This window comes from Olivibacter domesticus (assembly GCF_900109575.1).
GTDB lineage: Bacteria > Bacteroidota > Bacteroidia > Sphingobacteriales > Sphingobacteriaceae > Olivibacter > Olivibacter domesticus.
In genome coordinates this window covers 926,443-941,495 of sequence record NZ_FOAF01000001.1, presented here as the reverse complement: position 1 = coordinate 941,495, position 15,053 = coordinate 926,443, and the positions used below count along the sequence as shown (strand labels likewise).

Annotated in this window: 12 protein-coding genes and 1 riboswitch; of the genes, 11 read left to right on the top strand and 1 reads right to left on the bottom strand. The window is 35.8% G+C overall.

The genetic code is table 11. The annotated features are described in order from the left end of the window. Nucleotides 1-59: 59 nt before the first annotated feature. From BMY50_RS04020 to BMY50_RS03975, 10 genes are all read left to right on the top strand, one after another. Complete coding sequence (locus tag BMY50_RS04020; RefSeq protein ID WP_093318649.1) at nucleotides 60-923, top strand: universal stress protein; 864 nt, start codon at nucleotides 60-62, stop codon at nucleotides 921-923. An 84-nt stretch (nucleotides 924-1,007) separates the two neighbouring features. Further along, nucleotides 1,008-1,841 (top strand): universal stress protein, encoded by an 834-nt coding sequence (locus BMY50_RS04015; RefSeq protein WP_093318646.1) that lies wholly within the window; start codon nucleotides 1,008-1,010, stop codon nucleotides 1,839-1,841. 189 nt (nucleotides 1,842-2,030) lie between these two features. Further along, entirely contained in the window at nucleotides 2,031-3,110 is a 1,080-nt protein-coding gene (gene proB / locus BMY50_RS04010) for a glutamate 5-kinase (protein ID WP_093318644.1), read from the top strand. A gap of 10 nt (nucleotides 3,111-3,120) precedes the next feature. Continuing rightward, a complete protein-coding gene (locus tag BMY50_RS04005) occupies nucleotides 3,121-4,368 on the top strand; it encodes a glutamate-5-semialdehyde dehydrogenase (RefSeq protein WP_093318642.1) in 1,248 nt (415 codons plus the stop codon). 153 nt (nucleotides 4,369-4,521) lie between these two features. Beyond that, a riboswitch (cobalamin riboswitch) is annotated at nucleotides 4,522-4,718 on the top strand. Between the two features lie 113 nt (nucleotides 4,719-4,831). Beyond that, nucleotides 4,832-5,692, top strand: a complete 861-nt coding sequence (locus BMY50_RS04000) for a cell surface protein (protein WP_093318640.1) — start codon at nucleotides 4,832-4,834, stop codon at nucleotides 5,690-5,692. 90 nt (nucleotides 5,693-5,782) lie between these two features. Next, nucleotides 5,783-7,711: a TonB-dependent receptor plug domain-containing protein gene (locus BMY50_RS03995; protein WP_093318634.1), complete on the top strand. Its 1,929-nt coding sequence runs from the start codon at nucleotides 5,783-5,785 to the stop codon at nucleotides 7,709-7,711. 18 nt (nucleotides 7,712-7,729) lie between these two features. Next, on the top strand, nucleotides 7,730-8,839 hold the full coding sequence (locus BMY50_RS03990) for a YncE family protein (protein ID WP_093318631.1): 1,110 nt from the start codon (nucleotides 7,730-7,732) through the stop codon (nucleotides 8,837-8,839). Between the two features lie 265 nt (nucleotides 8,840-9,104). After that, nucleotides 9,105-9,452 (top strand): hypothetical protein, encoded by a 348-nt coding sequence (locus tag BMY50_RS03985; RefSeq protein ID WP_139202198.1) that lies wholly within the window; start codon nucleotides 9,105-9,107, stop codon nucleotides 9,450-9,452. 37 nt (nucleotides 9,453-9,489) lie between these two features. Beyond that, nucleotides 9,490-10,083 carry a penicillin-binding protein activator LpoB gene (locus BMY50_RS03980; RefSeq protein ID WP_093318627.1) on the top strand — a complete coding sequence of 198 codons (594 nt, stop codon included), beginning with the start codon at nucleotides 9,490-9,492 and terminating at the stop codon, nucleotides 10,081-10,083. A 25-nt stretch (nucleotides 10,084-10,108) separates the two neighbouring features. Continuing rightward, nucleotides 10,109-11,542, top strand: coding sequence for a COG3014 family protein (locus BMY50_RS03975; protein WP_093318625.1), 1,434 nt, complete (start codon nucleotides 10,109-10,111; stop codon nucleotides 11,540-11,542). A 19-nt stretch (nucleotides 11,543-11,561) separates the two neighbouring features. Here the strand turns inward: BMY50_RS03975 and BMY50_RS03970 are convergent, their stop codons facing one another. Continuing rightward, nucleotides 11,562-13,148: a peptide chain release factor 3 gene (locus BMY50_RS03970; RefSeq protein WP_093318623.1), complete on the bottom strand. Its 1,587-nt coding sequence runs from the start codon at nucleotides 13,146-13,148 to the stop codon at nucleotides 11,562-11,564. A gap of 232 nt (nucleotides 13,149-13,380) precedes the next feature. Here BMY50_RS03970 and guaB point away from each other — a divergent pair, with 232 nt between their 5' ends. After that, on the top strand, nucleotides 13,381-14,856 hold the full coding sequence (gene guaB, locus BMY50_RS03965; RefSeq protein ID WP_093318622.1) for an IMP dehydrogenase: 1,476 nt from the start codon (nucleotides 13,381-13,383) through the stop codon (nucleotides 14,854-14,856). Nucleotides 14,857-15,053 lie beyond the last annotated feature (197 nt).

The window sequence follows — 15,053 nt, the reverse complement described above, 5'->3', positions numbered from 1 at the left end:
AAATATTCTCCTAGAAATATATTATCTTTACTTTAAGTTGTCAGCATATATTACCAGTTATGAAGCGAATTTTAGTTCCGACAGATTTCTCTACCAATTCAATAGCGGGTATCCAATTTGCAATACATTTAGCAAATATTACGAGTGCCGAATTGGAATTCATCTATGTGAGTTATCTACATGCTTCCCCATATCATGTGGGCCATGATATAGAAGAAAAGACTTACATTGATAATGAAAAAGAAAAATCTACATATCTATTAAAACTCGAAACATTTGTGTCTGCAATTTATGGTGAAATGGATCTGCCTCCAAAAAATTATACATTGCAAGTTATACAAGGTGTGCGAGCTGATAGTGCAATATTGAATTATTCTGAAAAGCATCACCAATTCGATTATATATGTATAAGTTCGAAGGGAGCCGGAAGCATTGATAGAATATTTGGCACTAATACAGGAAACTTAGTTTCAAAATCTATTATACCAGTTATTGTTGTTCCTCAGATGTTTAAAGTTAGCGATATAACTAAAATTGTATACGCTTCCGATTTATTGGATTTTGAAATAGAACTTAAAAAAGTCCTTGCTTTCGCCAGACCAATACGAAGCCCCGTTGAAATATTACATTTCGGCCCCGATATCTCGTTGGTTCCAAATGAATATATTAGTCAAGATTATAGTAAAATGTACGAATATGGCTTAAGTTTTCACTTTGAGAAAACAAATTCGTTGCACACATTGTTAAGAAATTTAAGAGATAAAATTACGGTTATGAAGCCTTCATTACTGGTGCTTTTCACGAAACAAGATAGATCATTCTTCCAAAAACTTTTCTTATTTAGTGTAGCTGAAGGATTATCTTTTCAGGCAATTGTTCCCATGCTGATAATTAATAAGACTAAGAAAGTTGACAAAAACTAAAGGTATAAAATGGGCATTATTAACAAGGGAAAACGAGCATTTGTTATAGGAAGATAAAGTAGCCTAATCATAAATAAAATAGTTATGAAAGCTATAGTATTTGCTACCGATTTTTCCGAATCAGCGTTTAATACAGCTCAGTACATTACATTGTTGGCCCCACGCTTAAATGTTCGGAAAATTATTTTATATCATTCATACGAGATTGCGCCGGCTGTAAGTGATGTACCATTAGATACACCTAAAACGTATGAAGTGCTTCGAGAAGAATCCCATGAAAAACTCCAGCAATTGGAAGACAAACTTCTTAACATAACGGAAGATGTAACCTTTGAACGTGTAACAAATGAATTACCCCTTACCTTGGGCGTAAATAAATTAGCAGATCAATATCAACATGTATTCATTGCAATAGGTGCTTCAGGTAAAACCAAATGGCAGAAGGTTTTTATGGGAAGCAATGCAATAGCCATGGCAAGAGATACTAAATATCCTTTGCTGGTCGTTCCAAAAGAAGCATCGTACAGGATTTTTAATAACATAGTTTATGCGTGCGACTTAAAAGAAGTTGCCAAAACTACTCCTTCAAATATAATCAAAAGCTTCGTCAAAGATTTGAACACTAGATTACTTATAGTAAATATTGATCATAATGAGTCGGAGCACTTCAATCCTGATACCATAGTAGATCAATATAAACTCCATGAGTTATTTGAAGATATGAATACAGAATTTCATTATTTAGACGATAAAGATTTGATCAACGGCATAATAAATTTTGCTTTAGAACATCAAGCAGGCTTGCTTATTATGATTGCTCGAAACTATCACTTTTTTGAAAAACTGTTCCATCGGAGTGCCAGCGAAAGAATGATCGAATTGACCAAAATTCCATTGCTACTTTTAAAAGAGATCTAGCATTAATTATGGTTCACATAGCTGACCAAGTTAGGTCTCTGTTCCTGATAATGCATTATGTTATTGGTGAGAATACTGGGGAAAATTCACAGTTATTTGCAATTTATTAATATTTTGTTGCCAGATTCTATGAAAACATGTTAATTTGTTATACTTATATTAATAAGCTTATTGCATTCAGATATCCATATGGAATTCCATTATAAGAGAATTATTGTAAAAGTCGGGTCTAATGTTATTACTCGTGATGACGGCTTACCCGATTATTATCGATTGGAACAACTTGTAACACAATTGGCTAAAATCAGGGAATATGGAATAGAAGTTATCCTTGTTTCCTCAGGTGCTGTCGCTTCGGGAAGAAGTCTCATTACACCTAAAGAAGCGAAGCAGCCAGTAACTATCAGGCAATTACTATCATCGGTAGGACAGGTGAAGTTAATTAATACCTATTCAAGGTTATTTGAGGTGTTTGATATTTTGTGTGCACAGGTGTTAGTTACAAAAGAAGATTTTCGTGACAGGGTGCATTATTTGAACATGAAGAATTGTTTGAATTCTTTGTTACAACACAACATCATTCCGGTTGTAAATGAAAATGATGTTGTTTCAGTCACCGAACTGATGTTTACAGACAATGATGAACTTGCGGGCCTTATTGCCTCGATGCTAAATGCGGATGCTTTGATTATATTGTCAAATATAGATGGTATTTTTAATGGCGATCCAAAATTAGCCACTTCCTCTGTCATCGAAAAAATAGATAAAATTGCCTTTGATTTAAATAATATTATTAAACCTGAAAAATCTTCGTTTGGTAGAGGGGGAATGCTTACAAAAGCATCAATTGCAAAAAAAGTAGCCAAACTAGGAATCTGTGTCCACATCGCTAATGGAAAAAAAAATAATGTATTACTAGATCTATTAGACGGAAAACTGCTTCATACTCAATTTCTGCCTGAAAAAAAGAAATCTGGAGCTAAAAAGTGGATTGCCCATGCGGAAGGCGCGGCAAATGGCGCAGTAAAACTAAATCAGGGAGCCTGTCAAGTGCTCACTTCCGGAAAAGTAAGCAGTTTATTGCCGATAGGTATAATAGACATCATTGGGGATTTTAAAAAGGGTGATATCGTGAGAATTATAGGAGAAGATAATATGCTCATAGGTTTAGGTATTACCCAATATAGTGCCGAAAAAGCACGGGAACGAATTGGTCTCAAAAATCAGAAACCATTAGTTCACTACGATTATTTTTACTCCATCCATTAATTGAGCAAGAATGAACTATTTACATTTTTTTGAAGACGCGAAAAGTGCACAACAAACAATGCTAGCTTTATCAAAACAAACCATCAATCAGGTTTTAACAGATTTAGCTAAAGAGATCCGACAACAAGCCCCGAATTTGGTAGAAGAAAATCAAAAGGATTTAAATAAAATGTCCTTAGATGACCCCAAATATGATCGTTTAAAACTTACCATTGACAGAGTAGATAGTATCGCCAATGATATTGAAAGTGTTGTGCAATTAGACAACCCTATCGGTTCGATAATAGAAAATAGAATACTGGAGAACAAGTTACGCTTGTCTAAAATCCGTGTTCCCCTAGGTGTAGTAAGCGTTATTTACGAAGCAAGACCTAATGTAACACTCGATGTGTTTTCTTTATGTTTTAAAACCGGAAATGTTACCGTATTAAAGGGGGGGAGTGATGCAGAGTTCTCTAATCTTGCTATCGTTAAAATAATTCACCAAACACTTAAAAAATTTAATATTGCTCCATCTGTTGCTGTGTTGCTTCCTTCAGAGAGAGCTGCCACCGAGGCCTTACTAAATGCTGTTGGATATATCGACGTATTAATTCCAAGAGGGAGTCACCAGCTAATAAGCTATGTAAGATCAGCAAGTAAAATCCCTGTAATTGAAACGGGAGCAGGTATAGTCCATGCTTATTTCGACAAATCTGGTGATGTAAATAAAGGAAAAAACATTATTGAAAATGCCAAAACAAGAAGAGTAAGTGTGTGCAATGCGCTTGACTGTCTGTTGATTCATCAAGAACGTCTATTGGATTTAGGCGCATTAACAAAGCCGCTTGCCGATAAAGACGTAGTTATATTCGCAGATGAAGCCTCTCATAAAATATTATCTGGAAGCTACCCATCTTCGCTCTTAAAAACAGCTGATGAAAGTCATTATGGCACAGAATTTTTATCATTAAAGATGTCTATCAAGACTGTTAGTAATCTTCAAGAAGCTTTAACACATATCAGCAGATATAGTTCAAAACACAGTGAAGTTATAATAGCTGAAGATAAAGAGGCAATTGAGATATTTATGAACCAGGTAGATGCAGCAGCTGTATATGCAAATGCATCTACTGCCTTTACGGACGGCGCACAATTTGGATTAGGTGCAGAAATCGGTATCAGCACGCAGAAACTCCATGCTAGAGGACCTATGGGGCTTCAAGAGCTTACCTCTTATAAATGGACTATAAAAGGAGAGGGGCAGACAAGGGAATAGGTGAAATTATTATATTTCCTCAATAAAAAGTTCTCTATAGCGAGGAGAGATCGATAGACCGCGTTAGCGCTCATGAGTACCTTACGAACTGACATACACGAATAATTTCTTTTATATGCAACGCGATTATATTGCATATAAAGGAAATTTATCTAAGTTTGTTCCATATTTGGTTTCCTTTTCTTTTAGAGATTGGAATGAAAAAGGGAATTTGGTGCGATTCCAAAACTGTCCCGCAGCTGTAAGCTCCATAAACACTGATATTTTTTTAAGCCACTGTCTATAATAGAGATGGGAAGGTTGAATAGAAGGGAGCAAGTCAGAATACCTGCCAAATATAGAAAATCCTTGCTTTCGTGGATTGAGGCATACGGACTAACGTACTTGGAACGTATTTCAAGCCATCGGTTATTTCCTACAACTCTTTCCTGCAAGCCAAATATTTATATTTTATTCTGCAAAAATGAAACCATTGATAAAAGGGAAGATTCAGCTTTTGTTATCTTGTACATTAGCCATTGCTGGCTGTTCAAAAGATAATATTGACTCGCCGGATGAAGACATCACTCATAGCAAATATGTAACTAAACTCTTTGAGTATGTTCCCGCGCCCGGTCAATTCATTAATGATGCTTCCTTTGGTACTGAAGAGGCCGCCAAAAGCATTTTAGGCAAAGGAGACGGCATCGTATCTTTAGGTGCTTTTGGCGGTTATATAGTATTGGGATTTGATCACGCAGTTATCAACCAAAAGGATATGAATGACATTGCTGTTTATGGTAATGCACAAGCGTCATTTGCAGAACCTGGGATAGTGTGGGTAATGCAAGATGAAAACAATAATGGTTTACCTGATGATACCTGGTACGAGCTTAAAGGTAGTGAATATGGAAAGGTCGGTTATATAAAAAATTATGAAGTAACTTATTTCAAACCAAAACAGACCGATGAAGGTGTTAGGTGGGAAGATAATAAAGATAACACTGGTTTAATAAGATTAAACGCCGATCATCGCCAGGCTTATTTTCCTGAATGGATCGATAAAGACGCTTACATGTTGTCTGGCTCTTTACTCCCAAACACAAACGTAAGTACTAGCACATCAGCTTTTGTTACAAGTTCACCATTTGCGTGGGGGTATGCTGATAACCTAGAGGGAAGAAACGATTTAGATATTAATAACGCCATAGATAGTGATGGTGAAAAAGTAGACTTACAAGCCATAGATTTTATAAAGATTCAAACAGGAATACTAGCAGATTTGGGACAGCTTGGAGAGTTCTCTACCGAAATTGTATCCGTGGAAGATTTATCTACGCCATAAACTTTGCTGAACATTCAATATATAAGGCGATTCAGTGTAATTTGCACGCTATTCATAATAGGGTTTAACCCCATAAACGCGCAAACTATAATGGATACGGTAACCGTATCTTCCTTGAAAAATAGTTTAGTTCTTAGATCTACCACTCCTTTACAGCTATTGTCAAAGAAACAATTACAGCAATTAAACAGTCTGTCAGTTGCAGATGCAACTCGGTTTCTGTCTGGCGTACAGCTAAAAGATTATGGCGGTATTGGCGGACTAAAAACTATCAATATAAGGAGTATGGGAAGCAATCAAACACAAATATTTCTCGATGGTATTGCAATAGGTAACGCTCAGAACGGGCAGGTTGATCTTGGAAAATTTTCGCTTGAGAATGTAGATGAGATCGCTCTGTATAATGGTGACACGCAAACATTGTTACAACCTGCGAAATCTTATTCTTCAGCATCTTCTATGTACTTAACTAGTAATACACCTACATTTGAAAATGGGGAGACACGAAAGTTTAGAGCAGGTATAAAAACGGGTTCATTTGGTTTGATAAATCCTTCATTTCTATTCCAGAAACAGATTAATCAATATTTAACAGCATCTATAAGCACTGAATATTTAAATGCCCACGGTCATTATAAATTTCGGCTGACGGATGCTAATTACGACACAACAGCGAGAAGGGAGAATGCGGATATAGATGCATTCAGAATAGAATCTATATTAAATGGTAAAATAAAGGGTGGAGCTTGGCAAACTCATTTATATTTCTATCATTCAGGACGGGGATTACCCGATGCTGTAATTGAAAACCGATTAAAGCCCACAAGCCCCGAGTTAGGTCAGCGACAAAAAGATCGCAATATCTTTATCCAGTCATCCCTTACAAAACAATTTTCCCGCTATTCGTATACCCTAAAATTGAAATATGCTAACGACTACGTTTTCTATTCGAATCCTAATATCATTAAACTTGAAGGCCCCTTAAAAAACAATTATCATCAACAGGAGGGATATGCATCTTTTGCTAATCAATATTTAATAACACCTGAATGGACAGTAGCATTGAGTAGTGATTGGCAATGGAATAAGTTAAATGCTGATTTATATAATTTTTCTTATCCAACTAGATTTACAACCTTAGTTTCCGCCGCAACAAAATATCAAACAGAACGTTTTACTCTTCAATCCAGTTTATTAGCTACTTTCGTACAAGACAAAACAAAATATTATCAAAGTCCTGATGATAAGCACGAAATTACGCCTGCTGTTTCATTATCTTGGCAGCCATTTGAATATCCAACGTTTCGAATAAGGTCATTCTATAAGAATATTTTTAGAATGCCTACATTTAATGACCTTTATTATACCGAAATTGGTTCCACGCTATTAGATCCTGAATACACGGAACAATTTGACTTTGGGTTCACCTATGCAAAGACCTATCATTCAGCGCTTAAATTCGTGAGTTTACAAACAGATGCTTATTATAATATAGTTAAGAACAAAATAATTGCAACTCCGGCGAGTAATCAATTTAGATGGACGATGTATAATCTTGATAGAGTTCAAATTAAAGGGGTAGACGTCGTGATTAGATCTGGGTGGAACGTCGCAAATTGTTTAAACCTCGATGTAGGAATAAACTATACCTTTCAAGAAGCACTTAATGCAACAACAATTAATGGAAAAATGACTTATAACAAAGGAGAACAAATTCCTTATATTCCTCGTCACAGTGGATCTTTTATTTTACAAGCGAATATTAATTCACTATTTTTAAATTATAGTTTTATATATACAGGCGAACGGTACAGCCAAGCAGAAAATATCACTGCGAACTATTTACAACCATGGTATACACATGATTTATCAATTGGTAAAGATTTTTCGCTGTTAAAACAAGGCAAAATGAGAGTCATGACCGAGCTTAACAATCTATTAAATCAACCATATGAGGTTGTTAGGAATTTTCCTATGCCGGGAAGAAATTATCGTTTAAGGGCAACGATAGATTTTTGATACAAAAAGAATGATTAAATGGCACTGAGATTAGTTATCATATTATTGCTTTATTCTATAGCTTTCCTTGGCTGCCGTAAATCACTCGAGCCTCAGCCTGAAGAAGGCTTTAATTTTATCAATGGATTGTATTTGTTAAATGAAGGCAATATGTCGATGAATAAAGCCTCGCTTGATTTTTATGACCTCTCAACAGGTATTTATGAAAGAGATGTATATAAAAGAGCAAATCCAGACGTAGTACTCAGTTTAGGAGATGTAGGAAATGACATACAATTATATGGAAGCAAGCTTTATATCGTTGTAAATGCATCAAACAAAATAGAAGTACTAGATGCCAGAACTGCAAAACGTATAAAAAAAATAGATCTCATTAACTGCAGGTATATTACTTTTTATAATGGTAAAGCTTATGTGAGCTCTTATAATGCTAACATTGGAGTAGACCCAGCCTCACCAAATGGTAAAGTGGTAGAAATTGATACTGCTTCTCTTTCCATTTCAAGAACAACAAGTGTAGGAAGACAACCCGATGGTGTCGCAGCGGCAAACAACAAACTTTATGTAGCCAATTCAGGCGGATATAATCCAAATGCCTACGAAAGAACTGTCTCTGTGATAGATTTAAAATCATTCAACGAAATAAAGAGAATTGATGTAGAAATTAATCTCCACCGAGTTAAAGCAGATAATAAAGGAAACGTATTTGTTAATTCAAGAGGGGACGGACATAATACCCACTCAAATTTCTTTATGATCGATAGTCAAAAAGATGAGGTTGTTCGTAAGTTCAACGCACCTGTTAGTAATTTTTGGATAGACGATGAGCATATTTATACCTACGCATCCGAATGGAGTAACATAAATAGGGAAAACTCCTTCGTCTACAATCAATTCAGTAGTTCAGATTTAGGTTTCGAAAAAAAGTATATCACTGATGGTAGTGAGAAAAGTATTCACATGCCTTACGGGATAGCAGTAAACCAGCAAACCAAGGATATTTTTATTACCGATGCAAAAAATTATGTCACTTCAGGCACATTACATCATTATAATGCCAGTGGCAAATTATTAAGATCTTTTACTACGGGAGATATTCCTGGTCATATGGTTTTTTATAAGCAATAATGATTCGGATTACCGTAAGGCCTTTTTCTATAACAAATTTCTTTTATCGCCTATTCAATAAAAAAGAAAATTCACGGCATATTAATCCTTTGTGTTTTAATATTGTCAAATTGATGCAGATTAAATGGATATTTAGTTAAAAAAAAGTTAACGATCAGCATTTGTAACAACAAAACGGTAATTTTGTCAAACATCTTTAAAAAGGTATATTTTTTTTAAAACACTATTGGATAACAGCATTATGTTAAAAAATAAAAAATATATTATGTCCTTTGCAATGACCTTTATGGCATTGCTGGGCTATGCACAGGTAGGCAATATACCTGATCAAAATCCTAGATATGGAAACAGCTTAAAAAAATATACAGTATTAGCTGATTCCTTATTACAATCACAAGGAGCCACCTTACAACAGACGTATAAGGCTTATGATTGGTATCAAGCAAAACAAGAACGTAGGGCTTTAAGGAGAGAAAGAAGGCACCAAGAAAGATTGGTTAATCCTTATTACAATGACTGGTATCCATCTGTTAACCTTTATAGTGGTTGGGGATATAATAATTGGGGATGGGGGCCTTCCGTAACTTTTGGAGCAGGACGATACTGGTATTAACTTATTTCACTTCTTTAAAAATTAAATATAAAAATATATGCAATTAAAACGCTTAACTTTTGCCCTCGCTATAGCGGCTTTCACTGTTTTTATCTCTTCTTGTGCACGTCAGGTTACGAGAGTAAGTCCAGATGAAGCCATTGATATAAGCGGTAATTGGAACAATACCGATTCGCGAATGGTAGCCGATGAAATGACTAAAACAATCTTAGGATCAAGCTGGCTTGGTGATCATCTCGAAAAACAGGCCGGCAAGAAACCAGTGGTTATTGTAGGCATGGTGCAGAATAAAAGCCACGAGCATATCGATGCCGAAACCTTTGTTAAGGATGTAGAAAAAGCGTTTCTTCAATCACAACGTGTTAGGTTGGTGCAAGGAGGGAAAAAGAGGGAAGAACTAAGGGCCGAAAAGGCAGATCAACAAGATAATGCCACGTTATCAACCATGAAAAAATTTGGCTTGGAAAATGGTGCTGACTATATACTGCAAGGATCAATAAATTCGATAGTTGATTCACATAAACGACAAAAAGTAGTTTATTACCAAGTTAATTTAGAGCTAACAGATATTCAGACAAATGAAGTCGTATGGATTGGTGAAAAGAAAATAGCTAAATACGTAAAGAATTAAAATTCAAGTTTACGCCTAGGTGGGAATGAAAAGATCTTTTAATCATATATTAAAAACATCAACAATTGTTTTGTTGATGTTTTTTGTATATGGATGTGCAAGTTATAACGATAAGGTAGCTTCCTATTACAAAAAAATCTCCACCGGAGATTACCAAGCAGCCGAAAAAGATCTAGTAAAAAATTCTCTTTTAAAGAAGCCACGAAATAAACTACTTTATTTAATGGAAATGGGTAGGGTTAGTCAGCTTAACAAGGACTATGAAGCTAGTAACCGCTATTTTAATGAGGCAGATAGATTACTCGAGATCGGTTTAGGAAATGCAAAAGATGCTATTGTTGGAGCCTTAGTTAATCCGATGAACCAAAACTATAAAGGTGAAGATTTTGAAAAATTTATGATACATTACTATAAAGCGCTCAATTATCTTTATCTAAATAATACGGAAGATGCTATTGTTGAAGCAAGAAGAATAACATTACAATCACAAGAGCAAACAGATAAATTTAACGATAGAAAGAACAGATACACTAAAGATGCGTTTTCGTTAATGCTACAAGGTTTAATTTATGAGCATGATAAAGATGTAAATAATGCGTTTATAGCTTATAGGAATGCCGTAGAAGTCTATCTTGATAAAACAGATAGTGTTTATTATGGTACACCTCTTCCGAATAGCCTAAAATACGACGTGATGAGAATGGCTTACCTTAACGGTTTTGATTCAGAATTACAGCGTTTTGAAAAGCTTTTCAATATGCCTTACAAACATTATACATCAGGAGAAGGGGGGGAGCTCGTCTTATTTTGGGAAAATGGAGTAGCGCCTGTTAAACAGCAAGAAGATTTATTTTTTTCTCTAGTAAAGGGTTCGAATAATGATTTTGTATTTACCAATGCAGCGGGTACAATTTTCATTCCGATAGACAGAAACGTTTACAGGGGGTCGACAAGCTTAAATGACGTACATAGTGTAAGAGTCGCTTTCCCAAAATACGTAACACAACCATCGTATTATCAAGACGCTACATTAAAAACAGACAGTGCTACTTACTATTTTGAAAAGGCTGAAGATATTAATGACCTTGCTGTAGCTACTTTGAAACAACGGTTTGCGAAGGAGATGGGAAAAACGCTTACAAGATTAGCTATAAAAAAAGCTGCTGAATATACGCTTAAAGAAAGTGCAAAGGGAAGTGGGAAAAATGGCAAAGACAATGCACTTTTAGAAGGACTGGGATTTGGCGTTCAATTGTACGGTCTGCTATCTGAAAAGGCAGATACCCGTAATTGGCAGTCGTTACCAAGCCAAATTTCCTATACACGCGTTCCTCTTAAATTAGGAGAAAACAAAATCACCATACAGCTTAAAAATAATGATGGAAATAATTTAACAGACACCATTAAAATACAAGGTAACGGTACACTTAAATTTTTAAGTTATCCAACACTGCGTTAATTTATTTCAGCTGTAGATCTTACCACTCAGAGGTCTCATGAAAAACAACATCTGGATGATCTCTCATAGTTGAATCAATATCCCATTTTGAGTTTGATAAGTACACAGGTCTATTATCTTTATCAAAAGCAATACGATTCGCTTGCGATCGCATTAAAAGTTGAATTTGTTCTTGATTTTTTGATGTTATCCAACTTGCCTTTGTAAAACTTATTGATCTAAAATTGCAGGAAGCACCATACTCATTTAATAACCTGAATTTAATAACTTCAAATTGAAGTTCACCAACTGTCCCTACAAATTTTCTGCTTCCTAAGTTCTGAATAAATAACTGAGCAACCCCCTCGTCAACTAATTGACTAATACCCTTTTCTAATTGCTTAGTTTTCATTGGGTCAGTATTCTCCAATTCTTTAAAAATTTCAGGTGAGAAACTTGGTATTCCAATGTATTTAAGTACTTCACCTTCTGTTAACGTGTCCCCAATTTTAAAATTTCCGGCGTCATATAAACCAATCACATCTCCTGGCCATGCCTCTTCTACTAAGCTCTTTGCATCAGCCATGAAGCTTGTAGGCGAAGCAAACTTTAATTTCTTTGATGACCTTGTATGTTGATAAAATTTATTTCGCTCAAATTTACCCGAGCACACTCTACAAAACGCTATTCTATCGCGATGATTGGGGTCTAAGTTAGCGTGAATTTTAAAGATAAAGCCCGTAAATTTATTCTCGTCGGGTTTAACTATCCGTTTATCTGTTTCACGAGCCTGTGGTGGCGGTGCTATCTCAATAAACGTATCTAGTAATTCTTCAATTCCAAAGTTATTAATAGCGCTACCAAAAAAAACAGGCGCCAAATACCCTGATCGATAGAGTGAAAGGTCAAAAGGTTCATATACTCCTTCAACTAATTCTGCCTCTTCCCTTAATTTATTCGAGGCCTTTTGCCCTATGTATTTATCAAGGTCATCGCTTAAAATATCCTCCAATTCAATGTATTCATCAGTAATTTGCATCTTACTATCCGGACTGAATAGCTTAAGCTGTTTTTTATATAAATGATAAACACCTGCAAAGGTGCTTCCAATTCCAATAGGCCAGCTTAAAGGTCTTGTAGATATATTTAATTCTTTTTCTATCTCTTCAAGCAAATCAAAAGGGTCTTTACCCTCTCTATCCATTTTATTAATGAATACCATAACCGGGATATGTCGCATACGACATACATTCATTAATTTTCTGGTTTGCTCTTCAACTCCCTTTACACAATCAACTACTAAAATAACAGAATCTACAGCAGTTAAGGTTCGATAGGTATCTTCGGCAAAGTCTTTATGCCCAGGTGTATCCAGAATATTTATCTTGCATTCCTTATAATTAAACCCCATAACAGACGTCGCCACAGAAATACCCCGTTGCTTTTCAATTTCCATAAAATCTGAGGTAGCTGTTTTTTCAGCCTTGTTACGCTTAACAGTTCCTGCTTTTTGAATAGCGCCGCCAAATAATAATAATTTTTCTGTTAACGTCGTTTTACCTGCATCAGGGTGACTTATAATACCAAAAATTCTTCTTTTATCTATCTCTTTTTGTAAGGTACTCATGTGAGGGAATGAATTTCGCTAATTAAAGGGTGCAAAGGTACGGATAATATCATGACTAACACAACCTAGATATTATTTAGTGAAAAGCCCCGAAAGAAAGGTGCTCTTTTATCAAATATCAAAAATTACTTTATGCTTACAAAAAACAGAACTTTTAATCGCTTTATGCTTAAAATTATCAATAATAATCGTACTTTTGCCTGGCAAATAGTAACCCCTATACATATTTGCCATGCAATTAGATCCAGAAAAATTCGTAGCAGAAGGTCTCACCTACGATGATGTATTATTAGTACCAGCTTACTCAGAAGTGCTTCCTCGTGACGTTGATACCGGAACACAGTTAACAAAAAATATTCGTTTAAATATTCCCTTGATTTCGGCAGCGATGGATACCGTTACCGAAGCCGATCTGGCTATTGCTCTTGCTCAAGCAGGGGGAATAGGTATCTTACACAAAAATATGAGTATCGAGGCGCAAGCCAATGAAGTGCGAAAGGTTAAGCGTTCAGAGAGTGGTATGATACAAGACCCGCTTACCCTTCATGAAGGCGCTTTGGTAAAAGATGCTTTTACAATTATGAAAGAGAATAAAATAGGAGGTATTCCTATAGTAGATAAACAAAATAAAATAGTTGGTATTGTAACCAATCGTGATCTACGCTTTCAAAAAGATATGGCTAGACCAATAAGTGAGTTTATGACAAGAGAGAACCTTGTTGTAGCACCTATTGGAACAAATCTCATTAAAGCAGAGGAAATTCTTCAAAATCACAAAATAGAAAAGTTACCTGTTGTGAATGCTGATGGTGTTTTAGTGGGGCTGATTACTTTCAAGGATATACAGAAATTTAAGTATTATCCCAATGCCGCTAAAGATCAGCTTGGAAGGTTGTTAGTAGGTGCTGCAGTAGGTGTTTCTGCAGATAACATTGATAGAGTGGCTGAACTTGTTAAAGCTGGTGTTGATGTAGTAACTGTAGACACTGCCCATGGACATTCCAAGGGTGTGATAGACATGATCAAAAATGTTAAAAAGCTTTACCCTGAACTAGAAGTCATTGCAGGAAACATAGCAACGGCCGAAGCTGCCATTGCCTTGGCAGATGCTGGAGCAGATGCCGTTAAAGTAGGCATTGGGCCGGGATCCATTTGCACAACACGAATTGTTGCAGGTGTAGGGGTCCCCCAATTATACGCCGTATTCGAATGTGCTAAAGCACTTAGAGGTCGTGGTATACCAGTGATTGCAGATGGTGGTATAAAGCAAACAGGCGATATCGTAAAGGCTATAGCAGCAGGAGCAAGCACCATAATGGCAGGGTCTCTATTCGCAGGAATAGAAGAATCGCCAGGCGAAACAATTATATACGAAGGAAGAAAATTCAAGTCATATCGTGGTATGGGATCCGTAGACGCGATGGCTAAAGGTTCTAAAGATCGTTACTTTCAAGATGAAACGGATGTAGTGACAAAGTTGGTTCCAGAAGGAATCGTTGGGAGGGTGCCATATAAAGGTACGCTCGCGGAAATAGTTTACCAGTATATTGGGGGGCTGAGAGCTGGGATGCATTATTGTGGAGCAGCAACCATTAGTCAGTTACAAGAAGCAAAATTTGTTAAAATAAGTGCAGCCAGTATGAGAGAAAGTCATCCTCATGACATTACTATTACGAAAGAGGCTCCTAACTATAACAGCAGACAATAGCAACAAAAACGCTTTAGCTTTTTATACCTGCAGATAAGAAAAAAATCTGCAGGTTTTTTTATTTTTTTTTATAACTAAAATGTTATAAATCTGTTTTATTTCCTTTACTTAAAACCAGTTAGTGTACTTTGTACATATTGATAATCAATTAGTTCTGTTAATCCATTCATTTTCATCTGGATTACTTATTGCGAGGG